At 70.5% G+C, this 25,276-nt stretch carries 23 protein-coding genes and 1 pseudogene; 12 read left to right on the forward strand and 12 right to left on the reverse strand.

What is annotated here, in order from left to right; all coding sequences use genetic code 11:
- Window positions 1-25 precede the first annotated feature (25 nt).
- The 6 genes from nhaA (at window position 26) to OG407_RS45960 (ending at window position 4,830) form a co-directional block, all read left to right on the forward strand.
- The gene (nhaA, locus tag OG407_RS45935) at window positions 26-1,912 is read left to right on the forward strand and encodes a Na+/H+ antiporter NhaA (protein WP_405866912.1); all 1,887 of its coding nucleotides are present in this window, start codon (window positions 26-28) and stop codon (window positions 1,910-1,912) included.
- 136 nt (window positions 1,913-2,048) lie between these two features.
- Window positions 2,049-2,213: a 50S ribosomal protein L33 gene (rpmG, locus tag OG407_RS45940; RefSeq protein WP_200690819.1), complete on the forward strand. Its 165-nt coding sequence runs from the start codon at window positions 2,049-2,051 to the stop codon at window positions 2,211-2,213.
- Window positions 2,214-2,313: 100 nt separating this feature from the next.
- On the forward strand, window positions 2,314-2,562 hold the full coding sequence (locus tag OG407_RS45945; protein ID WP_403589290.1) for a type B 50S ribosomal protein L31: 249 nt from the start codon (window positions 2,314-2,316) through the stop codon (window positions 2,560-2,562).
- The gene (ykgO, locus tag OG407_RS45950) at window positions 2,559-2,681 is read left to right on the forward strand and encodes a type B 50S ribosomal protein L36 (protein ID WP_014669332.1); all 123 of its coding nucleotides are present in this window, start codon (window positions 2,559-2,561) and stop codon (window positions 2,679-2,681) included. The genes OG407_RS45945 and ykgO overlap by 4 nt, the downstream gene beginning before the upstream one ends.
- Before the next feature lie 165 nt (window positions 2,682-2,846).
- Window positions 2,847-3,677 carry a PP2C family protein-serine/threonine phosphatase gene (locus OG407_RS45955; protein WP_405866914.1) on the forward strand — a complete coding sequence of 277 codons (831 nt, stop codon included), beginning with the start codon at window positions 2,847-2,849 and terminating at the stop codon, window positions 3,675-3,677.
- 178 nt (window positions 3,678-3,855) lie between these two features.
- Window positions 3,856-4,830 carry an MASE1 domain-containing protein gene (locus tag OG407_RS45960; protein ID WP_405866916.1) on the forward strand — a complete coding sequence of 325 codons (975 nt, stop codon included), beginning with the start codon at window positions 3,856-3,858 and terminating at the stop codon, window positions 4,828-4,830.
- Window positions 4,831-4,843: 13 nt separating this feature from the next.
- Here the strand turns inward: OG407_RS45960 and OG407_RS45965 are convergent, their stop codons facing one another.
- Window positions 4,844-5,980: a PP2C family protein-serine/threonine phosphatase gene (locus OG407_RS45965; RefSeq protein ID WP_405866918.1), complete on the reverse strand. Its 1,137-nt coding sequence runs from the start codon at window positions 5,978-5,980 to the stop codon at window positions 4,844-4,846.
- Between the two features lie 164 nt (window positions 5,981-6,144).
- Between OG407_RS45965 and OG407_RS45970 the strand changes: the two genes are divergently transcribed.
- Complete coding sequence (locus tag OG407_RS45970; protein WP_403589286.1) at window positions 6,145-6,894, forward strand: hypothetical protein; 750 nt, start codon at window positions 6,145-6,147, stop codon at window positions 6,892-6,894.
- On the opposite strand, the gene OG407_RS45975 is transcribed toward OG407_RS45970, so the two are convergent.
- From OG407_RS45975 to OG407_RS46000, 6 genes are all read right to left on the reverse strand, one after another.
- Window positions 6,860-7,393 (reverse strand): TerD family protein, encoded by a 534-nt coding sequence (locus tag OG407_RS45975; protein WP_403589285.1) that lies wholly within the window; start codon window positions 7,391-7,393, stop codon window positions 6,860-6,862. The genes OG407_RS45970 and OG407_RS45975 overlap by 35 nt on opposite strands.
- A gap of 109 nt (window positions 7,394-7,502) precedes the next feature.
- Window positions 7,503-8,564, reverse strand: a complete 1,062-nt coding sequence (locus OG407_RS45980) for a M20 family metallopeptidase (RefSeq protein WP_405868936.1) — start codon at window positions 8,562-8,564, stop codon at window positions 7,503-7,505.
- 156 nt (window positions 8,565-8,720) lie between these two features.
- On the reverse strand, window positions 8,721-10,166 hold the full coding sequence (gene argG, locus OG407_RS45985; RefSeq protein WP_033280510.1) for an argininosuccinate synthase: 1,446 nt from the start codon (window positions 10,164-10,166) through the stop codon (window positions 8,721-8,723).
- 148 nt (window positions 10,167-10,314) lie between these two features.
- Window positions 10,315-11,316, reverse strand: coding sequence for an ABC transporter substrate-binding protein (locus OG407_RS45990; RefSeq protein ID WP_405866921.1), 1,002 nt, complete (start codon window positions 11,314-11,316; stop codon window positions 10,315-10,317).
- A gap of 58 nt (window positions 11,317-11,374) precedes the next feature.
- Window positions 11,375-12,436: an ABC transporter permease gene (locus tag OG407_RS45995; protein ID WP_405866923.1), complete on the reverse strand. Its 1,062-nt coding sequence runs from the start codon at window positions 12,434-12,436 to the stop codon at window positions 11,375-11,377.
- A complete protein-coding gene (locus OG407_RS46000) occupies window positions 12,433-13,251 on the reverse strand; it encodes an ATP-binding cassette domain-containing protein (RefSeq protein ID WP_405866925.1) in 819 nt (272 codons plus the stop codon). Before OG407_RS46000 ends, OG407_RS45995 begins: the two co-directional genes overlap by 4 nt.
- A gap of 165 nt (window positions 13,252-13,416) precedes the next feature.
- Between OG407_RS46000 and OG407_RS46005 the strand changes: the two genes are divergently transcribed.
- Window positions 13,417-14,424 (forward strand): LacI family DNA-binding transcriptional regulator, encoded by a 1,008-nt coding sequence (locus tag OG407_RS46005; protein ID WP_405866927.1) that lies wholly within the window; start codon window positions 13,417-13,419, stop codon window positions 14,422-14,424.
- A gap of 40 nt (window positions 14,425-14,464) precedes the next feature.
- Here OG407_RS46005 and OG407_RS46010 read toward each other — a convergent pair whose 3' ends face one another.
- A complete protein-coding gene (locus tag OG407_RS46010; RefSeq protein WP_019056094.1) occupies window positions 14,465-14,680 on the reverse strand; it encodes a DUF4177 domain-containing protein in 216 nt (71 codons plus the stop codon).
- Window positions 14,681-14,955: 275 nt separating this feature from the next.
- Here OG407_RS46010 and OG407_RS46015 point away from each other — a divergent pair, with 275 nt between their 5' ends.
- A complete protein-coding gene (locus tag OG407_RS46015; protein ID WP_405866929.1) occupies window positions 14,956-15,618 on the forward strand; it encodes a DUF6629 family protein in 663 nt (220 codons plus the stop codon).
- On the opposite strand, the pseudogene OG407_RS46020 reads toward OG407_RS46015, so the two are convergent.
- A pseudogene (locus OG407_RS46020) lies at window positions 15,587-15,982 on the reverse strand (hypothetical protein). The gene OG407_RS46015 and the pseudogene OG407_RS46020 overlap by 32 nt on opposite strands.
- Before the next feature lie 127 nt (window positions 15,983-16,109).
- Here OG407_RS46020 and OG407_RS46025 point away from each other — a divergent pair.
- Window positions 16,110-16,376 (forward strand): DUF6959 family protein, encoded by a 267-nt coding sequence (locus tag OG407_RS46025; protein WP_327399095.1) that lies wholly within the window; start codon window positions 16,110-16,112, stop codon window positions 16,374-16,376.
- 26 nt (window positions 16,377-16,402) lie between these two features.
- Here OG407_RS46025 and OG407_RS46030 read toward each other — a convergent pair whose 3' ends face one another.
- Both OG407_RS46030 and OG407_RS46035 read right to left on the reverse strand, forming a co-directional pair.
- On the reverse strand, window positions 16,403-17,848 hold the full coding sequence (locus tag OG407_RS46030; RefSeq protein WP_405868938.1) for an arabinose isomerase: 1,446 nt from the start codon (window positions 17,846-17,848) through the stop codon (window positions 16,403-16,405).
- A gap of 103 nt (window positions 17,849-17,951) precedes the next feature.
- Entirely contained in the window at window positions 17,952-19,253 is a 1,302-nt protein-coding gene (locus OG407_RS46035; RefSeq protein ID WP_405866931.1) for an MFS transporter, read from the reverse strand.
- Between the two features lie 229 nt (window positions 19,254-19,482).
- Between OG407_RS46035 and OG407_RS46040 the strand changes: the two genes are divergently transcribed.
- On the forward strand, window positions 19,483-23,418 hold the full coding sequence (locus tag OG407_RS46040; RefSeq protein WP_405866933.1) for a glycosyl hydrolase: 3,936 nt from the start codon (window positions 19,483-19,485) through the stop codon (window positions 23,416-23,418).
- On the opposite strand, the gene OG407_RS46045 is transcribed toward OG407_RS46040, so the two are convergent.
- A complete protein-coding gene (locus OG407_RS46045) occupies window positions 23,401-24,426 on the reverse strand; it encodes a LacI family DNA-binding transcriptional regulator (RefSeq protein WP_405866935.1) in 1,026 nt (341 codons plus the stop codon). The genes OG407_RS46040 and OG407_RS46045 overlap by 18 nt on opposite strands.
- 157 nt (window positions 24,427-24,583) lie before the next feature.
- On the opposite strand from OG407_RS46045, the gene OG407_RS46050 reads away from it, so the two are divergent.
- Complete coding sequence (locus OG407_RS46050; RefSeq protein ID WP_405866937.1) at window positions 24,584-25,270, forward strand: TetR/AcrR family transcriptional regulator; 687 nt, start codon at window positions 24,584-24,586, stop codon at window positions 25,268-25,270.
- The last annotated feature ends 6 nt before the right edge of the window (window positions 25,271-25,276 follow it).

The raw sequence follows: 25,276 nt of genomic DNA on the forward strand, positions 1-25,276 counted from the left end.
GACGCACGACGGAAGTGAACCCCGTATGTCCTTCGAAACGACCGACTACACGGGGCAGACCACGTGCGGCGACGAAGCGCGCACCCCGCTGCGTGACTTCCTGCGGACCGAGACCGGCAGCGCCGCCGTCCTGGTGGCGGCGGCGGTCGTCGCGCTCGTCTGGGCCAACGTCACGCCGTCGGCGTACGAGACGTTCTGGGAGACCCACCTCTCCGTCCGGCTCGGCTCGCACGGGATCTCCCTCGATCTGCGCGAGTGGGTCAACAGCGGGCTGATGACGCTGTTCTTCCTGGTCGTCGGGCTGGAGGCGCGCCGCGAGTTCGACATGGGCGAGCTGCGCGAACGCAGGCGGCTGGCGCTGCCGGTGGTCGCGGGCGCCAGCGGGATGCTCGTGCCGATCGCGATCTACCTGGCGATCAACAGCGGGCACGGGACGGCGAACGGCTGGGGTGCGGTGATGTCCACCGACACGGCGTTCGCGCTGGGCATGCTCGCCGTCGTGGGCCGCCACATGCCGCCCGGGCTGCGCGTGTTCCTCCTCACGATCACCGTCGTCGACGACTTCCTGGCGCTCGTGGTGATCGCCGTCTTCTACAGCGAGCACATCGCCGTACCGGCGCTCCTGGTCGCCGTGGGCATGTTCGCCGTCGTCGTGCTGCTCCGGCGGTTCCGGGTGCGCCGGGGCCCGCTGTACGCGCTGCTCGGGCTGGTCGCCTGGGTCGCCCTGCTCAAGTCGGGCGTGGACCCTGTCGTCATCGGCCTCGCCATGGGGCTGATCACGTACGCCTACCCGGCGGGGCGCGACGACCTGGAGCGCGCGACCGGCCTGTTCCGGCTGTTCCGCGAGCAGCCCACACCCGAGCTGGAACGCGACGTACGGGCCGGCATCGCGGCGTCCATCTCCCCGAACGACCGGCTCCAGCGCATCTACCACCCGTGGGCCAGCTACGCCGTGGTCCCCCTGTTCGCGCTGGCCAACGCCGGTCTGCATCTCAGCGGGGAGCAACTGGCCAGGGCCTTCACCTCGCCCGTCGCGCTGGGCATCCTCATCGGATACGTCGTCGGCAAGCCCCTCGGCATCATCTCCTCGACCGCGCTGACCAGCGTCCTGTCCCGGGGCCGGATCCGGCCGCCGGTCGGCTGGGGCGCGGTGACCGCGGGCGGCACGCTGGCCGGCGTCGGCTTCACGGTCTCCCTGCTGATCGCGACCCTCGCCTTCGACGGGACCACCCTGGAGGACGCGAAGACGGGCATCCTCAGCGCCGTCATCTGCTCGTTCCTGGTCGGCCGGCTGGTCACCGGGGTGATCGGACTGCTGCCCCCGCAGATCCGGCCCAGGGTCCTGTTCGGCCGGGCGGAGACCATCGTCGACCTGTCCGTCCCCGTCGACCCCGACCGCGACCACCTGCGCGGACCGCGACACGCCCCGGTGACCGTGGTGGAGTACGGCGACTACGAATGCCCCTTCTGCGGCCAGGCCGAGCCGGTCGTCCGCGAACTGCTCGGCTCCTTCGGGGACGAGGTGCGGTACGTGTGGCGGCACCTGCCGCTCACCGACGTCCACGAGCACGCCCAGCTCGCCGCCGAGGCCGCGGAGGCCGCCGCGCTGCAGGGCGGCTACTGGGAGATGCACGACCTGCTCCTCAGCCACCAGGGCGCCCTGCGCTTCAAGGACCTGCGGGCGTACGCCGAACAGATCGGCCTGGACACCGCCCGCTTCGAGCGCGACATGCGGGCCCACGAGGGCTCGGGCCACGTCGCCGAGGACGTCGAGTCGGCCGACCTCAGCGGGGTCGCTGGCACCCCGACCTTCTTCGTGAACGGTCGCAGGCACCATGGCGCGTACGACATCGAGGGCCTCTCGCAGGCCGTACGGGCGGCTCGTGAGCGGGCCGCGGTGGTGGCGGCGTAGGCCGTCTAGCCCCGGTCGGAGACCGTCTCGTACCAGGGGACAGGGCCGGGAATGGACCGAGGGGTGCCTGTGTTGAGACGTACGTAGCTGACATGCTCGGGACAAGATCCCGGGATGTGGGCGGAAGGAGGTCCTCATGGCACGCACCACGAACCGTCCCGTCGTCACCCTGAAGTCGACGGCCGGGACCGGCGTCACCTACGTGACGCGCAAGAGCCGTCGCAACGACCCCGACCGGCTGGTCCTGCGCAAGTACGACCCGGTGGCGGGGGAGCACGTCGACTTCCGCGAGGAGCGTTGAGCCGAGCTCGGCGGCCGTCCCACCGGCCAAGCCGAGCGGCTGTCCCACGAACACGGCAGAGCGGCCGTCCCGCAGCGGACGGCCTGAGGAAGGAAGCACCATGAGGTCTGGCATCCACCCCGTGTCCCGTCCGGTCGTCTTCCGCGACCGCGCGGCGGACACCGCGTTCCTGACCACCTCGACCGCGCGGTCGGCGCGCACGGTCGAGTGGGCGGACGGGAACACCTACCCGCTGATCGACGTCGAGATCTCGTCGGCCAGCCACCCGTTCTACACCGGCAACACGCGTGTCGTGGACACCGCGGGCCGTGTGGAGCGCTTCGAGCGCCGCTATGGGAGGCAGTCATGAAGGTTCGCAACTCGCTGCGGTCGCTGAAGGCCAAGCCCGGCGCGCAGGTGGTACGCCGTCGTGGCGTGACGTTCGTGATCAACAAGAAGGACCCGCGTTTCAAGGCCCGCCAGGGCTGACGCGGCACGTACGACAGGTCGGCCCGGCCCCGCTTCCCGCGGTGGCCGGGCCGTTGTCGTACCTGTTGGCGTGCGTCCTGTTTTTCGTCCTGTTTTTGGGCGTTTCCGAGGGAGAAAAATCCGTTCTTTATGCTTATAGCGGTACCAACCCCCTTGGAGTGGTCAATGTCCCGCAAGCACCCCATGGACGACGGTGACGAACTGCTGGCCAGACTCGGGACGCTGACCGCCCAGGCACGCGAGCGGGCGGAGCTCCAGCGCTCCCTGGTCGAACTGGCCGTCGCCCTCCAGCGCGGCATGCTGCCCGGCGACATGCCCGTCACTCCCCGGTTCCACCTCGCGGTCAAGTACTCGCCCGCGAATCACGGCCTCAACGTGGGCGGCGACTGGTACGACGCCTTCACGATGCCCGACGGACGCATCGGCCTGTCCATCGGCGACGTCCAGGGCCACAACATCGAGGCGGCCGCGTTCATGGGCCAGGTGAGGGTCGGCCTGCGCGCCCTCGCCTCCGTCACCAGCGAGCCCGGCGAACTCCTCTCCCTGACGAACGACCTGCTCCTGTCCCTCGGCACCGAACTCTTCGCGACCTGCACCTTCATGCGCCTGGACCCGATCACCGGGGTGCTGGAGAGCGCGCGGGCCGGACACATACCCTCCGTCTGGGCCACCGCCGACGGCCGCTCCGGCATCACCGACGACGAGGGCGGCCCGCCCCTCGGCATCGTCGCCGGACAGCGGTACCCCGTGACCGAGCACCGGCTCACCACCGGCGGCGTCTTCGTCCTGGTGACCGACGGCGTCGTGGAGGGCCCCTCGATGAGCGTCGACGAAGGCCTCGACCAGGTGATGCGCCTCGCCGGAATCGCCGCCGTGGCGGGCATGGAGGCGGGCTCCCTCGCGGCCGCCGTGATCAAGGGCGCCGAGCGCGTGGGGCACGAGGACGACGCGGCGGTCCTGGTCGTGGGCCACGACGCGCCCGACACCGGCGCGTAGGGCCGCTCCGGCGGGGGCATGACCCGGCTGCCGCTGCGCAGCCGCGCCGAGGCGCCTTGACGGGCTTACGGCCGCCCGCGCCGCGCCCCGCTCACCGGCACAGGTCAGCTGCCGATTGCCTCCCGCACGGCCCGGCCCCGCCCCGCTCGCCTCGCCGACACGGCCGCCTCAGTGTCTGATGGCAGCTGTGGTGGGTTTCGAGGATCTGCGGCGACCGGCCGGGTACGCCCTCCTGACGCTGGCCGTCGCCGGCGGCTACTTCGCGGCGGGGCGGCTCGGCCTGCTGCGGGAGCTCGTCGTCGAGGGCGCCGTGTTCACCCCCATCTGGCCGCCCACCGGCGTCGCGGTCGCCTGCCTGCTGATCTTCGGGCCGCGGGTGCTGCCCGGCATCGCCCTCGGCGTGCTCCTCGTGATCATGTCGATCACCTCGCTCCAGCCGACCGTGCTCGTCGTCCTGGCGGGCAACACCGTGGCGCCCGCCTGCGCCTACCTCATGCTGCGCCGGGTGGGCTTCCGCACCGACCTCGGCCGACTGCGCGACGGGCTCGCCCTGGTGTTCCTGGGCGCCCTGTCCGCGATGCTGATCAGCGCCACCTGCGGGGTCGGGCTGCTCGTCCTCACCGACAAGCTGGCCGCGCACTCCTTCTGGCCGGTCTGGCTGGGCTGGTGGGTGGGCGACGCGATGGGCGTGCTGATCGTGACCCCGCTGCTGCTCATGCTGCGTACCGTGCGCCTGCCCCTGGACCTGCACCGGTGGAAGGAGGCCCTGGGCCTCGCGGCGACCATCGGCGTGATCGTCCCCCTCGTCACCCACAACCGCATCAGCCTGCTGTTCCTGGTCTATCCGCTGCTGATCTGGGCGGCGCTGCGGTTCCGCTTCGCGGGCAGCATGCTGTGCGCCCTCTTCGCCTCCGTCATGGCCACCATCGCGGCGACCCGGGAGACGGGCCCGTTCGCCGGGCTGACCCATGTCGAGGTCATGATGAAACTGCAGGCCTTCAACGGCACGATGGCCCTCACCGCCCTCCTGCTGTCCTCGGTCATCACCGAGCAGCGCAACACCAGGCTCTCGGTGGAGAAGGCCTGCCAGGAACTGGCCGAGGTCCTCGAACACCTCACCGCGGGCGATCCCCGCCAGGGCGGCCGACCGTGAGCTCACCGCTCAGTCAGAGAAGGCCCGCGTCGCTCCGTCTGCGCAGCACCAGCAGCGCGGTGTCGTCCCGGGGCATGCCCGCCGTGTGGCGGCGCAGATCGCCGTAGACGGTGGCCGGTACATCCTTCGGGAGGACCTCGCCCCAGGTCGCCGCCCGCTCCTCCAGCGGATAGAACGCGCCGGACGGATCGCGGGCCTCGGTGACGCCGTCCGTGCAGAGCAGCAGGGTGCCGTCCGAAGGGAAGTCGAACCATTCGACGGTACGAGGCTCAGGGGCCAGCGCGTCGAGGCCCAGCGGCACGCAGGGCTCCTGCCGGAGCACCGGATCGGCCCGTTCCTTGTGCAGCAGCAGCGGTGCCACATGACCGCAGTTGATCGCCTGCACCTCCTGCTCGCCGTCGACGCCCAGGACCAGCGCCGTCACGAACCGCTCCCGCTCACCGGTCTGCGCCGCGAAGGAGTTGTGCCGTAGCACCGCCTCCTCCAGGGCGTCGACCACGGCGGTGAGCGTGGGCTCGGCCACGGCCGCCTCGCGGAAGGCGCTCAGCACGGCGAACGCGGCGCTGATCGCCTGGAGGCCCTTGCCCTGGACGTCGGCGATGAAGACGCGGCTACCGTACGGCGAGGAGACGACCTCGTAGACGTCGCCGCCCACCCGGCTGTCCTCCTCCACCGGCCGGTACAGGCCGTGGACCAGGAGCTGGTCGGTCATCAGGGGGAACGGGCGCAGGATCTGGCGTTGCAGGGCGGCCGCCGCCGACCGCAGCCGGGCGATCTCGCCCTCCCAGCGGATCCGCTGCGCCGCCCGCGCCACGCTGAGGCCGTTGAACACCAGGGTGAAGGCGACGACGGCCGCGTCGGCGCCCGCCGTGCCCAGCGGGGTGTCGACGAGGGAGCCGACGATGACGAGTGTCACCCACGCGGAGGCGACGGTGGTCTGCCGCACGGTTCCGCGCCCGGCGATCAGCGCGGGCAGCACCACCAGAAAGGGGGCGGGCCGGGTGTCCCGGCCCAGCGCGATACCGGTCACCGCCACCACCAGCGTGACGAAGACGAGCCAGAACACGACCACGGCCCAGCTGAGCGGAGGTGTGGAGCGCTGCCCTGCGTCTACCACGGTGGAGCCGGCCGGATCTCTTGAGGTGCGCACCGGCCCTCCGCTTCCTTCAGTCCTCGAACAACCGTCGGGAAAGCTTCCCACTCTTCAATATCAGCCCCACCCGTACCGTCCGCGAGCCGCGCCAACGACTCGGGCCGACCCGGGACGCACAGGAAGCGCACAGGGGGTTAGATTCCGATCCGTATGTTTGGCCGATGATGGGGGAGTTGGGATCGTTGTTCATCTGGCGCACACTGCGGGGTGAATGGCAGGGCATCGTCGTCGATCCGGTACGACAGCTGCTGCGGCGCGGACTGATGGGGGTGTCCCTGGCGTTCGTCGCCGCCTTCGGCGTCATCTTCTTCCACGCCCTCGCCCAGAACCCGACCGGTGCCGTGATCGTGCGGGACATCGGCGGCGTCCAGGGCGACCTGCCGCTGTGGCTCGCTCTGCTGCGTACCCCCATATCGCTGTACGTCCCCGCCCTCGACCTGCCCGTCTGGGCCGGCATCACCCAGCTGTTCCTCGCCTTCGCGCTGGCCGAACTCGCCCTCGGCCGGGCCCGCACCCTGGTCGTCGCCTACGCGACCACGCTGGCCGGCACGCTCACGGTGCGCGTGATGCTCCTGATCGGGCCCGGCTGCGGCGGCATCGGGCTGCGGCCGGAGATCGGGCACGTCCTCGACACCGGGCCGTCCGCGGCGGTCGTAGGACTGTTCACGTATCTCGCCGTCGTCCGGCGCGCGCCCGTCGTGTTCTTCCTCACCGGCGGATCGATGGTGTGGGAGTCGATCGTGAAACCCAACCTGGCCGGGCGTGAGCATCTGGTCGCGGTGGCCACCGCCGTCGTCCTGGGCGTGGTCCACGAGGTGCGCCACCGGCGGCCGACCGTCACGGCGCTGCTGCCGCAGTTCAACGCGGACCAGCCGGTCAGGGCCGAGACACGCTGCCCATCTCCGCGGTGAACCCCGCCGGTTCGCTGTCGAACCCGCGCACCATCGCGCGGAACTCCCATGCTCCGGAGGCGTCCTTGGTGAACTCCGCGACCGTCGCGGCGGTGGACCCGGCCACCCCCGCGAAGTCGTCCGACAGCAGCTCCTTGTACCCCTCCACGACCAGGGTCCTGGCGTGCGACAGATCACCGAAGGTCCTGGTCCCGCCGTTCTGGTGGATCGCCACCCCCACGACCACCCGCGCGAACGACGCGGCGAGCCGGTCGAGTTCGAGGACCATCACCTCCATGTAGCCGTACCCCTGGCCGCTCTCGCTGTGCCGGCTCATGTTGATCGTGCCGTCCGGCGAGCGGCTCTCGGAGTTGACGACATACACCGGGTGTCCGTGCGGTGCCTCGGCCGAGTAGGTCGCCGCGACGATGTCCAGATGGCGCGGCTGCTGCCCCCAGGGACTCGGATCCCAGCGGAGCCGAACTTCGACCTTCCCCGCGACTGTGCTGACACTGCTCACTGAATGCCGCTCCCGTATCAGGCCACCACGGGACGATCCCCCGCATGGTCAAGTATGTCTCTCCGACGGCCTGTTGATGCCGCCGGAACGGACCCGACAAACCCGGGGGTCAGGTGCTCCGGATCGCGTCCACCAGCCCGGCGACGAGGTGCGCCCGCTCGGCCATCGACGCGACGAGCAGATACTCGTGGTCGGCGTGCGCCCCGCCCCCGACCGCGCCCAGCCCGTCGAGCGTCGGCACCCCCAGCGCGGCCGTGAAGTTCCCGTCGCTCCCGCCGCCGACCGCCCGTCCTTCGAGCCCGGGCAGCAACTCCCGCGCCACAGCGAACAGTTCGGCCGCGGCCGACTCGGGCATCGGCGGCCGGCCGACACTTCCTTCCACGGTGATCACGGCCTCGTCGAGATGCGGCGCGAGGGCGGCGAACGCGGCCTCGATCCGTTCCTTCTCGCCCGCCGACTCGACCCGCACGTCCACGACGACGGTCGCCCGCGCGGGGACGACATTGTCCAAGGTCCCGGCGGACGCGACGGTCGGCGTGACCGTCGTGCCGACCTCCGGCCGTGCCAACGCCGCGATGTCCAGCACCTGGTGGGCCGCCTCGACCAGCGCGTTGACCCCGGCGGCGGGCTCCAGTCCCGCGTGCGAGGCCCGGCCCGCGACGGAGACCTCGAACGTGCCGCATCCCTTACGGCCGGTCTTCACACCCCCGCCGTCGGCGGCCCCCTCGACCACCAGCACGGCACCGCAGGCGAGGGCACGTTCCTCGATGAGCGCCCGGGAGGAGCGGGACCCGACCTCTTCGTCGGCGGTCACGAGGATCTCGACGCCCGAAAGGTCGTCCAGCGCCGCCAGCCCATGGATCGCCTGCACCAGACCGCCCAGCATGTCGAAGACACCGGGCCCGGTCACCCGCCCGCCCTCGACCAGGAAGGGCCGACGCGCGAGGGTGCCGAGCGGGAACACGGTGTCGTGGTGACCGAGAACCAGCACGCGGGGCGTCCCACCGCCGGACCAGTGGACATGCGGCCCGCCCTCGCTCTCCACCAGTTCGGCCCGCCCACCGAGCCGCCCTTCGATGACAGCGGCGACGATCTTGGCCGACTCCCGCAAGGCATCCAGGTCACGGGAGGGGGACTCGATCTCGACGAGGGTCCGGAGGTCGTCGAGCATCGCTTCGACGCTCACGGCGGCGGTCTTGTGCGTGGTCACGGGGGAAGGGTACGTGGGCCTCGGTGACCGATCCGATCCCGCCCCGAACGCCGAAAGGCCGGTCCGGCGCCCGACGCGTCGAACCGGCCCAACAGCCGTGCGGATCAGCGGAGTTGATCAGTCCGTGCCGGACTCCATCGCCGCGCGGTCCAGGAGCGCGTCGTCCTCGGAGACCTCGCCGCGGGAGGCGATGGCCTCGGCGCCGCCCTCGGGCATGCTGCCGATGAGGCCGGTCGCGGCGGCCTGGGCGGCGCCGATCGCGGTGTTGCCGGTGCCGATGAGGCCGAGGCCGGCGTACTGCTCCAGCTTGGCGCGGGAGTCGGCGATGTCGAGGTTGCGCATCGTCAACTGGCCGATGCGGTCGACCGGGCCGAAGGCCGAGTCCTCGGTGCGCTCCATGGAGAGCTTGTCGGGGTGGTAGCTGAACGCCGGGCCCGAGGTGTCGAGCAGCGAGTAGTCCTCGCCGCGCCGCAGCCGCAGGGTGACCTCACCGGTGATCGCCGAGCCGACCCAGCGCTGGAGGGACTCCCGGACCATCAGGGCCTGCGGGTCCAGCCAGCGGCCCTCGTACATCAGGCGACCGAGGCGCCGGCCCTCGTTGTGGTACTGGGCGACGGTGTCCTCGTTGTGGATCGCGTTCACGAGCCGCTCGTAGGCCGCGTGCAGCAGGGCCATGCCGGGCGCCTCGTAGATGCCGCGGCTCTTCGCCTCGATGATCCGGTTCTCGATCTGGTCGGACATGCCCAGGCCGTGCCGGCCGCCGATCGCGTTGGCCTCCATGACGAGGTCGACGGGGGAGGAGAACTCCTTGCCGTTGATCGTCACCGGGCGGCCCTGGTCGAAGCCGATCGTCACGTCCTCGGTGACGATCTCGACCGACGGGTCCCAGAAGCGCACGCCCATGATCGGCTCGACGGTCTCCACGCCCGTGTCCAGGTGTTCAAGGGTCTTGGCCTCGTGGGTGGCGCCCCAGATGTTGGCGTCGGTGGAGTACGCCTTCTCCGTGCTGTCCCGGTACGGCAGCTCGTGCGCGAGCAGCCACTCCGACATCTCCTTGCGGCCGCCGAGCTCCGTCACGAAGTCCGCGTCCAGCCAGGGCTTGTAGATCCGCAGATGCGGGTTGGCCAGCAGGCCGTAGCGGTAGAACCGCTCGATGTCGTTGCCCTTGAAGGTCGAGCCGTCGCCCCAGATCTGGACGTCGTCCTCCAGCATCGCCCGCACCAGCAGCGTGCCGGTGACGGCGCGGCCCAGCGGGGTGGTGTTGAAGTAGGCGCGCCCGCCGGAGCGGATGTGGAACGCCCCGCAGGTCAGCGCGGCCAGGCCCTCCTCGACCAGCGCCGCACGGCAGTCGACCAGCCGCGCGATCTCGGCGCCGTAGGCCTGCGCGCGGCCGGGCACCGAGGCGATGTCGGGCTCGTCGTACTGGCCGATGTCGGCGGTGTAGGTGCAGGGGACGGCACCCTTGTCGCGCATCCAGGCGACCGCGACGGAGGTGTCGAGGCCGCCCGAGAAGGCGATGCCGACGCGCTCGCCGGTGGGGAGGGAGGTGAGGACCTTAGACATGGGAAGATTATGCACCCTCGCGCATGGTCATGCAAAGTCCCCTTTCTGATCCTCCTTCTTGACACGGCTCGGTCCCTCTTTTGATACGCCGCTGCCGGGCACCCGTGACGCAGGAGGGCACCCGGCAGCGGCGGCGGTGGGACTGTGCTCAACACCCCGCCTTGTAGAAGTACTTGCTGATCTCGGGCTGGTTCATGTTCGCCTTGGTGATGGCGACCATGTTGGTGCCGATCGACTTCTGGACCGTCTTGCCCTCGAAGGCGTCGGCGAGCTGGTCGACGGCCTCCTTGCCGATCGCCGCCGGGTCCTGCGCGACCAGGACCTGCAGGGTGCCGGCCTTGAGCGAGGCGATCTCGTCCGGCTCGGCGTCGAACGCGGCGACCTGCACCTTGCCCTCCTTGCCCGCCTGCTTGAGACCGGTGGCTATGCCCTGGCCGGTGTTCGTGTTGCCCGCGAAGACACCGCCCAGGTCGGGGTGGGCCGCCAGCGTCGACTGGATCTGGGAGGCCGCGGTGGCCGGCAGGTCGTTGTCGTAGAGGGTGGGCAGCATCTTGATGTTCGGGTACTTCTTCATCTCCTCCGTGAAGCCCTTGATGCGGGCGTCGGTGGTGGAGACGCCGGGCTTGACGCTGATGACGATGGCCGAGCCCTTCTCGTTCATCAGCTTGGCGAGCGCGTCGGCCGCCACCCGGCCGCCCTTCTCGTTGTCGGACGAGATACGGGTGATGCCGATCGAGGGGTCGGTGACCGTGGTGTCCACCAGCGCGACCTTGGTCCCGGACGACTGGATCTGCTTGAGCGAGGGGGTGAGCGCGCTCACGTCGACCGGCGAGATCAGGAGCCCGTCCGGCCGGGTCGCCGCCACCGAGTCGATGAGCGGGCGCTGCACCGACACGTCCCACTGGGCGGAGCCGTCGGCGCTGAACTCCATGCCCTTGGCCTTGGCCTCGGTCTGTGCCGCGCAGGTCATGGTGATGTAGAAGGGGTCGCTCTTCACGCCGGTGATCAGCCGGACCTTCTTGCCGGAGGCCCCTCCTTTCGACCCCGAACTGCCGCTGTCGCTCGACGAACTGCAGGCGGCGGCGCCGGTCAGGACCAGCACGGTGCCCGCGGCGACCAGTACTTTGCGCGTGATGCGGATGCTCGACATAAGGGTGTCCTCCTGGGTCATACGAGGGTTGGGACGAAGGCTGGGGCAGGGGTCGGGATCATGCGCGCTCCCGGGTCTTCCTGCGCATCTGGTCGATGTAGACGGCGGCGACCAGCACGACACCGACGGCGACGTCCTGCCAGTACTGCTGAACGCCGATGACGATCAGCCCGGTGGTCAGCACCGCGGGGATGAACACACCGATCACGGTGCCCAGCACCGAACCCCGCCCGCCGAACAGGCTGGTACCGCCCAGGACCACCGCGGTGATCACCTTCAGGTTGTCGGTGGAGTGCCCGGCGATCGACGTCGTGCCGTACGACGCCAGCCACATCACCGCGCCAAGACCGGCGAGGAGGCCCATCAGGCCGTAGACCTTGATCAGGTGGCGGCCCACCGGGATGCCCGCGCGGCGGACCGCGGTCGGGTTGGAGCCGATCGCCAGGGTGTGGCTGCCGAACTTCGTGGCGCCGAGCACCGCGCCGAACAGGGCGGTGACCACCGCGGCGAGGATCACCATCCAGGGGATGCCGAGCAACTTGCCGAATCCCAGGCTGTTTTGGAGGTGTGCCGCGGACGCGCCGGACGGGTCCTGGCCGCCGGTGGCGAGTTCGGCGATGCCGAGCGCCGCGCCCAGGCCGCCCAGGGTCACGATCAGCGGCGGCACCTTCCCGGTCGCCACCACCGCGCCCTGCAGCGCGCCCCAACCCGCCCCCACCGCAAGGGCGATGACGACACAGACCGCGACCGTGAACCAGCCGGCGGTGGGGCCGCCGTGATGGATGTTGTACTCGCCCGCGGCCACCGCCGCGAGCACCAGCACCGAGCCGATCGACAGGTCGATGCCCGCGGTGATGATCACGAACGTCATGCCGACGCCGAGCACCAGATAGATGGCCGCGTTCACGGCGATCTGCGTGATGTCGTACGTGGTGAAGAACTTGCCCGGTGCCGCGATGGTGAAGAACGCGACCAGCGCGACGAGGATCACGAAGGTCCACAACTCGCTGATTCCGGCGGCCCGTCGGAGCCACGGGGGTATCGCGAGGCGTCCGTCGCCGGCCGGGGGCGGCTCCTGTGCCGGGGCGGCCGGCTTGATGTCCTGGCTGTTGGCGCTCATCGCCCGTCCTCCGCTTCCGTCGCGCCGACCGGGCCGTCGTCGCCGTTGTGCACGGGCTCGTCCAGTGATCCGGTCATGGCGCCGACGAGTTTCTCGATCGTGGCGTCGGCCGCGGTGAACGAGGCGACCCGGCGCCCCAGCCGCAGTACTTCGATCCGGTCGGCGACCGACAGCACCTCGGGCATGTTGTGGCTGATGAGGACGACGCCGATACCCCGGTCGGCGACCTTGCGGACGGTCTCCAGGACCCGGGCGCGCTGCACGACGCCCAGGGCGGCGGTCGGCTCGTCCATGAAGATGACCTTGTTGGCGAAGGCCACCGCGCGCGCCACGGCCACGGACTGCCGTTGCCCTCCTGACAACGTTGTCACAGGAGCCGTCACATCTTTCAGCTCCACGCCCAGTTCACCGAACGCCGCGATCGCCTCCCGGCGCATGGTGGGACGGTCGAGCACGCCCAGGCGGCCGAGCAGGCCTCCGCGTACAAGTTCCCTTCCCAGATAGAGATTTGACGCCGCGTCAAGATCCGGTGCCAGGGACAGATCCTGGTAGACGGTCTCGACTCCGTGCCGTTGCGCGTCCATCGGCCCCGTGAACCGGACCGGCGCCCCGTCGAGGCGCACCTCGCCCTCGTCCGGGGTGAGGACGCCGGAAAGTACGTTCACCAACGTCGACTTGCCGGCGCCGTTGTCACCGATCAGTGCGACGACCTCGCCGGCGTGCGCCGTGAAGTCCGCGCCCGAGAGCGCCTGGACATGGCCGAAACGCTTGACCACACCGTGTGCCGCGAGAAGTGGTTCCCTTGCAGAGGCCATGCTGTGCTTTCTGGTTGGTATCGTTAACAGTTCGTCGATTCTGGGAGGCCCGTGAGTGGGCGTCAAGGGTCGGGACGGACAGGGATTCGGGCGGACGCTGTCGGTCCGCCGGTCCGGTCGCGCTGGGCGAGATCTGGAGGACGCGGCGTGGCCAGCCGTCCCAGGATGAAAGACGTAGCCGCGGAAGCGGGCGTGAGCGTGATGACGGTGTCCCGGGTGGTCAACGGCGAGGCGGGCGTGGCACCCCTCACCGCCGCCCGTGTGGAGGCCGCCGTCCGCAAGCTGGGCTATCAACGCGACGACGTGGCACGGCAGTTACGCCGTACGGACCGATTGAGCCAGACCATCGGACTGATGGTGGACAACGTTGCCGACCCCTTCATGGCCGCCGTCGCCTCGGCCACCGAGGACGTCGCCCACCGGCGCGGCAACATGGTCCTCATCGGCTCCAGCCGCGCCGACCTCCGTCGTGAACGTGAGGTCATCGCGGCCTTCACCGCCCGCAGGGTCGACGGGCTGATTCTCACCCCGGTCGCGGGCGACCACCGCGTTCTGCGCTCGGCGCAGGCGCGGGGCACGAAGATCGTGTGCGTGGACCGGGTGGCGCCCGGACTGGACGTGGACACCGTGGTGGTGGACAACTTCGGCGCGGTACGGCAGGCCGTACGCCATCTGATCGCGCACGGCCACCGCCGCATCTGCTACCTCGGCGACAAGCCGGAGATCTGGACCTTCGGCGAACGGCACCGCGGCTATCTGGCCGCCCTGAACGCCACGGGCATCGACGCCGATCCGACCCTCGTGCGGCACGGGCTGAGGTCCGGCGCGGACGCCGCCCGGGCCGTCACCGCGATCCTCTCCGCGCCGGAGCCGCCCACGGCCGTCCTCGCGGGCAACGAGGCCCTCGCGTTCGGCGTGCGGGCCGTGCTGCCCGCGGGCGTCGCGTTCATCGCCTTCGACGACTTCGCGCTGGCCGCGCAGCTGACGCCGCCGGTCACGGTCATCGCGCAGGACCCGGTCGCCCTCGCGACGAGCGCCGCGCATCTGCTGTTCGCCCGCATCCACGGGGACACGTCACCGCCGCGCAGGGTCGTCATGCCGACCGAGCTGATCCCGCGCGGGTCGGGGGAGATCCCCGGGCCCGGTACGCCGATCACGACTCCTCGGCGCTGACGAATCCGGGCCGCCCCCGTCCCGCGTACGGCATCGGTCGTTACGCGCGAGGCCGCTCGAAGGTGAGGAGCAGGCCCTCGACCGCGCCGGGACCTATGCGGCCCTTGACGTCGGCGGCGGTGATGGCCTTGAGGCCCCAGCCGTCCTCGGCGTGCTTGTTGAGGACCTTCTCCAGCTTGTCGCTGTCCAGCGCGTCGCCGATCAGCGACTCCCGGAAGCTGACGACCTTGTACTCGAACGTGTAGGCGTTGCTCATGACTGCGGTGTCCTCCTGTGCGTGCGCACGGTGTGCGGTGGGCGGGGTCAGCCAATCATGGGAAGACGTTCCCGCGCAGGCCGGGGGTGGTTTCGTGGCACGGCCGTCAACTGGGCCTGGGCAGCGGTGTGTTGTCCGGACCGGGCGGCGGAGTCGTACTCCCGGGTATGTCATGACCGCGCGCTGGGGCCGTCGTGTCACCCGGGATGCGGCGGGGCGGAGACGTAGCGTGGCCGGTGACCGAGGCGTACGCGAACGGGTCCCGTGGAGGTGCCATGTGCTGGAGTGCGAAGGCCGACCTCGTGGCGGGCGCGGCGGTCGCCGCCGTAGGAGTGGCCTGTGTGGTCCGGGCGCGCAGGCGGACGGATCTCCCGATGGCGGCACTGCCGTTGCTGCTCGGCGCCCATCAGATCGTTGAGTCGGCGGTGTGGGCCGCCGACGGTGGCAGTGGGCCCGCCACCCTCGCCTGGGCCGTCATCGCCATGCCCCTGCTGGCGGTGTGGGTCCCGGTGGGCGTGTGGTGCGCCGCGCCACGGCGGGCCCGGCCCCGGATCGGCGTGCTGGTCGTGATCGGCGCGGCGACCGCGGCGGCCCTCGCCCACGCCCTCGCCGTACATCCCGTGACGGCCGAGATCCGCGGCCACACCCTCGGCTACGTCGTGGACCTTCCCTACGCCCAACTGGTCATCGCCGGCTACCTCGTGGCGACGATCGGCTCGCTGCTGCTCTCCGGTGAGCGCGGGCTGGTGGTGATGGGGATCCTGGTCACGGCCGGCGCGATGGTCTGCTGGACGCTCTGGGAGCTGGAGTTCGTCTCGACCTGGTGCGCGGTCGCCGCGGTGTCCTCGCTGGTCCTGCTCCTCTGGGTGAACGGCCGTGACCGGGAGCCGGGGAGGCGGCCCTACGTCAGTGCGGGGCGCGGCGGGTCCACAGGGTGAGGCCGCTGCTCGTGGCGACGGCGAGGGGCTGCCGGGAGGGCGAGAAGCCGGCGGCACGCAGTTCCGAGTAGTCGGCGTTGAAGACGTGCCACCAGGTTTCTCCGGCCTGCCCCTTGTGGATGCCGTGGCCCGTCGAGAGGACGACCCGGTCGTGCGGTCACTCGGGGCTGATGACGTCCACATCGGGGTCCCGGTCGCGGGCGGTCTTCTCACCGGTGAACGCGTCGAACAGGCCGTGACCGTCGGTCGAGACCACCATCACGTGATCGTGCCCGGTGTCGGGATGGGCGGCGAGACCGATACTGAGCAGGCCCCGACGGCGGTCCCGTTGCCGATCACCGCCGCCAGGGTCGGGGGCGGGCATCACGGGGGCGGCGGGCGTCGAGCCGAATGCGACGCGGGTCCTTTCAGGGGTGCCGCTCCGCGATGCCCAAGTTCCGCCGCGCGCCAAGTCGTTGGTGTCGGCCGGTGATGTCGGGTTGGATGGCTCCATGGAGCGCATAGACGCAGAGCTGTTCACTGACGGCGGTAACGACGCCGTGGTCCGTCTGCCCGGCCGCCGGTTGCCCGGTGTGCTCATCCAGGGCGACTCGCTGCACATCCTCCGCGGCGATGTTGCCGAGGTGGTGGAGGCCTGCGAGCGGGGCGACCTGGCCGAGGCGGGGGAGGCGGCGGGGCTGCTGCTGGCCGGGTTCGACGCGCTGCTGAGCCGCTACTCCGTGGCGTTGGAGGAGCACCGGATCAAGTTGCCCTACTGATAGGGGTGTTCTCCAAGACTCCTCGGTTACGCCTCCCGGTGCTCGATCCCCAACAGGCTTGCCGCAGCCCGGAAGTCCGCCGTGTGGTGGCCCAGCGCCAGCGACCAGTGGTGGCCTACGCCCGTCGCGCTCCACGCGTCGACCCACTCGCCAGGGTCGCGGCCGAAGTCGACGCGGCTGGTGGTGTTTCCGATCGCGAGGTGCGGTCCGGGGACGACGGTGCCCTCGGACGTGACGAAGGACAGGGTGCCGTCGGCGTCCTGGCCGAGACCGAGAAGGGTGACGGGGCCGTGTTGGACGTCAAACTCCACGCTGACGCCCCAGCCGCGTTTGCCGTGGTAGACGCCCAGGCCGCGCAGGAGCGGATCGCGGGCGCTGACCGCGAGGTGGGCGGGCCCGTCGTGGCCCATCTCGACCACGCCGGCCTCGAAGTCGAGGGCCTGGATCTCGGTGAAGGACCCCCCGGCGCCGATGCTCTGGGTCGCCAACTGGGCGAGGCTGGTGCGGAGTTCGTACTCGCCGGCGGCCGGTACGCCCCGGGCGGTGAGTAGGGAGGCGCCCAGGATCATGCCGGCGCCGAGCCGTTCGTGCAGTTCACCGTCGAGTCCCCGGTGGTAGTAGGCCAGGGTGTCGAGGCCGAAGTCCTCGACGAGCCGGTCGAGAGCGACGGACACGGTCGCCCCCCATGCGAAGTCCTCGTCGACCACGCTGTCGTCCACGGCGAAGATCCGCCGGGCGAGTTCCGTGCGCTCACGGGTCTCGGCCTCGCTCACCTTCTCCACCCGGTGCCGTAGATCGTCGAACTCCAGCACCTCGACGTGCGAGCCGAACGTCGCCGGGAGCAGCGTCAGATCGGTCGACACGTCGAGCATGCCCGGATACAGGTGCCCCATCAGTCCGTGCCGGGCATGGCGGAGCGAGGCGCGTACGTGGGCGGCCCGGATCCACTGCTCGATGCGCTGCCAGGCCGACTCCTGACGCAGCCAGCCCGACACCGACCGGAAGGGGATTCCGGCCCGCCGGAAGACATTGCCGACCTCGGGCACCGGGCACTGTCCGCAGTAGGCGAGCCAGGTGCCGGTGTCGAAGGAGGCGTGGTCCATCCGTTCGGACGGCTGGAGGTCGATGACCAGGACGGGGGTGTGCGAGCGCTGGGCGATCGGCAGCACCATCGACGAGGTCAGATACGTCGTCAGGAACAGCACGATCAAGTCGCAGTCCGCGCGCCGCAGTTGCTCCGCCGCGACCGCTCCTTCCTGGGCGTCGGAGATGAAGCCGACGTCGGTCACCTCCGCGTCCATTTGTTGGAAGCGCTCGGCGACGTACGCGGACGACTCCCTCAACTGCGGGAGCAGGTCCGGGAATTGGGGCCAGTAGGCGCCGAGTCCGCCCGCCACGAGTCCGATCCGGGTGCGGCGGCGGGGCGCCGGGGGGAGCAACTCGCGCAGGGCGGCGGCGCGTTCCGCGGTCATGGTCGTGGGTTCGGTGGTCACGTTCGCGGGTTCGGCCGTTGCCATGGGCGGTGTTCCTTCGGGTGCGCGGGGTGTGCTTTTCCTTCCGGGGTCCGGTGCGGCATCAGGTCCGGGCCACGCCCAGACCCGACGCCGGGGCGACGGCGGTCTCGGGGGAGCGCCGGATGAGGACATGGATGACGTACACACCCGCGACCCCGGACGCCGCCATGCAGAGCGTGATCAGCCACAGCAACAGCGACGCGCTGTAGTCCATCAGCGCGGGCGTGACGAACGCGACGCCCGCGAAGACCCCCCGGGACAGGGCGTACGTGAGGCCCTGGGTGGTGCCGCGGGTGTCCGGAGGCAGCGTGAGCTGCGACCAGACCTTGTAACTGGCCTCCCCGGCAAAGGGGTTGGAGATCTGGTACAGCACGAAGAAGACGAGCATGCCGACCAGGGCGCCCGCCGTGAGGGAGGCGATGCAGAAGGCCACGACCTGCACGACCGTGAAGACGTAGAACAGCCGGTCGCGCCAGGGGGTGTCGGCGATCCGTACGAAGACGAAGGTCAGGACCAGGGCGATCGGCAGGAAGGCCAGGTTGATGCCGGTGGCCAGGCTCTGTGAGGCGCCGCTGACCGTGACCAGGAGGTAGGTGCCGAACTGGCCGAAGGTGTTGGCGCCGATGCCCCAGGTGACGTAGTAGACGAAGGTCGCGACCATCGGCAGCAGCGCGGCGCGGTTCCACACGTTCTTCAACTCGATGCCGCGCGGGGCGGCCAGCGCGGCGGCCTCCTCCCGCTGTGCCGCCTCGGACGGTTCGGCCAGTTCCAGCCGGGCGCGGAGCAGGAAGGTGACCAGCGCGGCGACGATCAGATGGCCGGTGATGATCCGCGCGCCGACCATGCCGGTGTCCGACAGGACGTAGCCGAGGAAGATGACGACGACGATGCCCAGCACCCACATGACCTGGGTGAACGACACGAGCCGCGCCCGGCCGTCGGGGGGTGCCGCGTCCGAGACGACGGCCAGGGACGTCGGCAGGTCGGCGCCGGCGGCCAGTCCCGCGATGAGCACGCCGACGAAGAGGACGATGTCGTTCGGGGCGAGGGTGATGACGATCGCGCCCACCGCGTAGCAGAGGATGTCCAGGTTGTAGACGCGGCGGCACCCGAACATGTCGGCGAGCCGGCCGCCGACGAGGGAGCCGACGGCGATGCAGCCGGTGACGATCGCGCTGATCGCTCCGGCCATCCACACGCCCATGTCGTAGTGGTCGCGGTAGATCGCCAGGTTGACGGCGATGCTGACAATGAGTGCGGCGTCGAGGTAGGAGGCCATGCCCGAGAGGGCCGCGACCTTCCACAGGTGCCTTGGGATGGGCGGTTGTTCCGCGTGTTCCGGTGCAGACGAGAATCGGATCATGATGCGGCTCCTCGCGGCTCTGGGCCGGGGTCGCAGTGAATATAGAGTTCAAAAAACGTTCCAACAAGCCCTCTTGCAGGTATCCGAAGGAATCCGGGGCAAGCAGAGCCAGCCTCCTTCCCGAGCTTCGGATCCGGTGCCAACATCGCAGGTGGCGGCCAACAGAGCCGACGTAAAACGTTTTTTGCTCCGTGAGGGTGACCGAGCCGCACCCGGAAGGACCAACACCGTGATCTCACCCGCGTTGCAGCAGCTTTTCGACGCCCCGCCCCGGGACTTCGGCCCCACCCCGCTGTGGTGGTGGTCCGGCGCCAAGGTCACCCGCGAGCAACTCGCCTGGCAGTTGCGCCGGTTCGCGGACGGCGGCGTCCACAACCTCGTCGTCATCAACCTGGCCCCGGCCGGCCCCGCCTTCGGCGCCCGGACCGACGACCCGCCGTGGTTCGGCGAGGAGTGGTGGGACCGCTTCACCGACACCTGCCGGATCGCCCGGGACATCGGCACCCGCCTGTGGTTCTACGACCAGATCGGCTTCTCCGGCGCCAACGTCCAGGGCGCGGTCACCCGCCGCCACCCGGAGGCCACCGGCCGCGCCCTGCGCTCCCGGACGGCCACCGCCACCGGCGGCACGGTCGCACTGCGCGGAGCCGAAACCCTCATCGCCGCCTACGACTTGGAGGGTCGCCGCCTGCCCATGGGTCCCGACATTCCGGCCGCCGCGGGGACGGACGTACGGCTCGTCGTCGCCGTCCCCACCGCCTTCGACTACCTGGACCCGCACGCCGTGGGACTGCTGCTGGACGCCGTCCACCACGAATACGACCGGCGCGTCCCCGAGTACCTGGGCAACGTCATCGCGGGCAGCTTCCAGGACGAGCTGCCCGGCACGAACTCGTGGAGCCACCGCTTCCCCGACGAGTTCCGCGCGCGTCGCGGCTACGACCTCCTCGACCATCTCCCCGCCCTGTTCGGCCCGGTGACCGCCCGCGCGGCGAAGATCCGCGCCGACTACTACGCGGTCCGCGCCGAACTCACCGAAGAGGCCCTCTTCAAGCCCCTCGCCGCGTGGCACGACGAGCGCGGGATGCTCGTCGGCGCCGACCAGAGCCACCCCGCGCGGGCGGGCTTCCCGGCCCAGTCGACGCAGATCTACACCGACTACTTCCGCACCCACCGCTGGTACGGCGCCGCGGGCAGCGACCACCACGGCGACTCCAAGGTCCACTCCTCCATGGCCCACCTCTACGGCCACGAGCGCGTCTGGATCGAGGCGTTCCACTCCTCCGGCTGGGGCGGCACCCTGGCGGACACCTACGACTGGCTCCTGCCGTTCCTGCGCAGCGGCGCCAACTTGTACAACCCGCACGCCAGTTACTTCGGCACGGCAGGCGGCTGGTTCGAGTGGGCGCCGCCGTCCACCGACTGGCGCCAGCCCTACTGGCAGCAGTACCCGGCGTTCTCCCGAGCCGTCGCCCGGATCTGCTCGATCATGTCCTGGGGCACCTACAGCGCCGACGTCGCGGTCCTGTACCCCACCGCCACCATGCAGTCCCTCATCCCGCTGGACGCCCCCGTCCAGCACTTCGGCGACGGCCGCCTCGGCGACGACCACACAGACGTCGACGAGACACAGCGCCACTACCTGGACCTCTGCGGCACCAACAACTGGCTTGCCCCGCACGTCGGTTCACTGGACCGCCACCGCATCGCCTTCGACATCATCGACGACGCCTCCGTGCAGCGCGCCACGACCGCCGAAGGAGCCCTGCACGTCACGGACTTGGCATACCGCGCGGTACTGCTGCCCTCGGCGAGCGTCCTGGAGGAGGAGACGGCACGCCGGCTCACCCAACTCCTCGACGCGGGCGGCCGGGTGGTCGTCGTAGGCCGTCCGCCCGCTACGGCAGCCGGGCAGGCCGGTGACGACTCCGTCGTAGCGGCACTGCTGAAGCACCCGCGCCTGGAGCGCGCGAGCGACGCCGAGACCGGAGCGGCGACGGTGGCCGACACCGCCGGTCACGCGACCGGCGAGGTGCCGCTGCTGGTCAGGAGAAGGGGAGTTGAGGCGGTCGCCCTGGTGACGGGCACCTTCCCAGACGCCCGCACGCTGCCCGGAGACGCCGACCACGAGGCGGACCCCACGCGTTACGCCCACCACTCGACCGTCACCGTGCACGCCACGGTCACCGAGGCCGAGATCTGGAACCCGGCGACCGGCACCCGCCACCCGGCCCAAGTCACCGTCTCAGAGGGTCGATCGACCATCGAGGTTCCTTTGGAGGGCGCCCCTGCCGTCCTCGTCGTATGGAGCGAGGGCACCCCGCGGACAGTCCGGACGCCCGCACCAACATCCTTGCCAGAGCGGACGATTGACCTCTCACACGGCTGGGAGGGCCGCCTGCTCCCCACCATGGACAACACCTGGGGCGACTTGGCGCTCCCCGCTGGCTCGTCCGTCGCCGAACCCCAGATCTGGACGATGAGCTGGACCGAGACGGACGGTCCCGACGCAGACTGGGAACAGACGCGGGCGACCTACGGGAACCGGGTCAGCGTCCTCCCGCCGGTCCCGTCCGCGCAGGCGCCTGATTCGTTGGACGCGCCCTCCGTCGAACAGGTCATCGCCGGTGAACTGCCCCTCTTTTCCGGGGACGTCGGATGGCGGACTTCGCTCTACTCGTCGAGCCGAGGAATCCCGGACCCGGACGGGCTGCTCGGCAACAAGGGACTGGTGACAGAGGAGTTCGTACGTGTACCCGTCCCCGGGCCCGGAACGGTCGCCCGGGTCCGCGCGATCGTGGAGACGGACCACCGCGGCCCCGCCGAGATGCACATCGGCGCCGCGGCCATCAAGCGGGTGTGGTGGAACGGCGAGCGATTGGACACCGGCACCGGGTATCTAGCCACCGCCCGCGTGCAGTTGGGCCGGACCCGCAACGTCCTCGAATATGAACTGGGGGAGGCCCAGGACAGGCCGCTGCTGATCTCCGGCACGGCGGACACACCGTTGGGCAGCTACTTCTGCCTGACCCGCCCGGACGGGTTCGGCTCGCGCCCGCAGTTCATGTGCCTCCCCGAGGACGTACGGCCGTCCGGGGGCGTGACCTATCGCGGGCGGCTGGATGGCCCTGGAAAGGCGGTACTTGTCGTGGGTGCGGCGGTGGGCGTCACCGTGCTGCTCGACGGGGAGGTCGTCGCGCGTCAGGAGAAGGTGGAGTACTACGAGTCCGACTGGGGCGCGGTGCCGATGTTCTTCCGGCACCAACTCGCCCTCGGGGACGGCGAACACGTGCTGGAGGTGGTGGCCGACGCCGTCCACCCGCGTGAGGCGGTGTTCGTCGACTGCGTGGCCCACGCGGAGTCGGCCGTGAACTCCCTGGTGAGTGGCGCCGGGTGGGAGGCCGAGACGGGGGAGTGGCACTGTCGCACCGTCGAACACGAGGGCCGGTGGGGGGAGTTGCAGCACTGCTACGCGGCCGTACGACCGCACCCGTTGCCGGACACCGAGTGGCTCACCGGCGCACCGGTGCTCGGCACCGCCGTACTGCCGCTGCGGTCCACGGACACCGTCCGCGAACGCGCCCAGCGTTTCCGCTTCACGGTGCCGCCGGGCACCGAATCGCTGGAGCTGCCACTGGAGTTGCCCGTGAGGGTAAGGGTCGGAGATGGAGCTGAGACGCAGCTCGACGGCCGGTATCTGACACTGGATCAGCCGCTCCCGGAGCCGACGGAGGTCGAGGTCGTCACCGCACCCACGGCCGTACTGCGGGGTGGCTCCGCCTGGCGGGGACCGGTACGCGTCCGCACTGCTCCGGCACAACTACCTTTGGGTGACTGGCAGTTGCTCGGACTGGGTGGCTGGAGCGGTGGTGTGACGTACACGCGGGAGGTCGAGGTTCCTGCCGGGCCGGACCCGGTGCTGGACCTCGGGCGGGTGCGCGGCAGTGTGTCGGTTGTCGTCGACGGGGAGTGTGTCGGCGAGGCGTTCTGTCCTCCGTACCGCTTTCAACTCCCGGGTACCGCAGGGCGGTCGGTGCGTCTGGAGGTGACCGTGAACAACACCCTGGCCCCCTACCTCGCCGAAGCCACTCCGACCGCCTGGGCCTTCCCCTCCCAGCTCTCGTCGGGGCTGCTGGGGCCGGTGACGCTACGGATTCGGGGCTGACGGGGGTCGAGTGGAGTCCCGTAGGACGAGGTCGGGCGCGAACACCCGTGTCTCGTGGGCGTGTTCGGCGCGGGCCTCCACCTCGTCGAGCAGCATTCCCACGGCCGCTCTGCCGAGTTCCTCGACGGGTTGCCGGATGGTCGTCAGGGTCGTACCGACGAAACTGGCGATGTCGAGGTCGCCGTAGCCGACCACCTGAATCTCCTCGGGTATTCGTACGCCCCGTTCGCCGAGTCCTCGGCACAGGCCGGCGGCGAGGAAGTCGTTCGTGCAGAAGACACCGTCGGGCAGGTCGTCGAGAGTGCGGGCGATCTCCAGGCCGTAGGCCACCGTCATCTCGTCGGCGACGACCTGGCGGACCCGTGCCTCGCGGCGGGTGCGTACGGCCTGGCGGGCGCCCTGGTAGCGGTCGGCGCACTGCACGATGCCCCGCTCGCCGTTCACGACGAGGATGTCGCGCGCCCCGCAGTCCAGGAGGTGCTGCACGGCGACCCGGCCGCCGGCGATGTCGTCGACGGAGACGGAACAGCCGTCCTGGGCCGACAGCGCGCGGTCCGCGAGGACCAGCGGGATGCCGCGTTCGCGCAGCCGGGTGAGGCGGGTGGGGTCGGCGCCTAGCGGGACCACCACCGCGCCCACGGCACGCTGCTCGATCAGCATCGTGAAGTAGCCCTGCTCCCGCTCGGGGGCGTCGCCGCTGTCGCAGAGCACGAGGGAGTAGCCGTGGTCGTAGGCCGCGTCGGCGGCACCGCGGGCGATGCGCGAGTAGAAGGAGTTGGCCACGTCGGGCAGGACCAGGCCGATCGAGGACGAGTGCCCGGTGCGCAGGCCCGCGGCTCCCGGATGCGGTACGTAGTCGAGGGCGGCGACCGCGTCGCGGACCCGTTCGGCGGTGCGGGCGTTGACGCGCTCGGGCCGGTTCAGGACGTTCGACACCGTGGAGACCGAGACTCCCGCGGCGGCCGCGACATCCTGAATGCGGGCGGGGCGAACCTGAATGGCGTCCACCCCCTCGCTGTGACAGCCGTGCGACCAGGCACGACGCGGTTCTGATGGGCGGCGTCAGTGTACCCCGATGGTTGTTGCAACGTTTTCTGCCGGGGGCCTTCGAGAGTGGGGTGCGGTGGCCGAACCGGCCTGTGATCACCAGAGTTAACATGAGGTTATGGCTGAGGGTTCCGGGGTCGATGCCCCGATGGAGGGCGACCGCCCGCTGAGGCGCGACGCCGCCCTCAACCGGGAGAAGATTCTGCGGGCCGCGCGGGAGGTCTTCGGCCGGCACGGGCTCGGGGTCACGCTCGACGATGTGGCCCGGCACGCGGGGGTCGGGGTCGGGACCGTGTACCGGCGCTTCCCCGACAAAGACACCCTTGTACGGGCCCTGTTCGAGCAGGATCTCGGGATGCGGCAGGCGTCCGCGGAGCGGGCGCTCACGCACCCCGATCCATGGGAGGGGTTCGTGGACTTCCTGCTGGAGATGGGGGCCGACCTCGCCGAGAACCGTGGCCTTCAAGAAGTGATCATGCTGGGCAGCCACAGTTCCGAGCCCATGGAGGCGATGCGGGGCGGGATGCTCCCTTTCCTGGAGGCCCTGATCCAACGGGCGCAGGAGAGCGGGGACTTGCGTGCGGAGGTCACTCCGTCCGACATCCCCGTCATCGTGCAAATGCTCAGCGCCGCCAGCCAGTTCACCCAGGGCAAGCGGCCCGATGTCTGGCGCCGCTACTTCGAGATCATCCTGAACGGCATCCGGCAGCGTCCCGACAACCTGCCGCTGACGACGCCGAGTTTGAGCAACGAGACGGTGGAGCAGGTCATGGGTCTGGTCAGGCCCGCCTTGACGCAGGAGTAGCAGGTC

Origin of the sequence: Streptomyces sp. NBC_01515, from assembly GCF_045040345.1 — a bacterium.
In the GTDB taxonomy this organism is placed as follows: domain Bacteria; phylum Actinomycetota; class Actinomycetes; order Streptomycetales; family Streptomycetaceae; genus Streptomyces.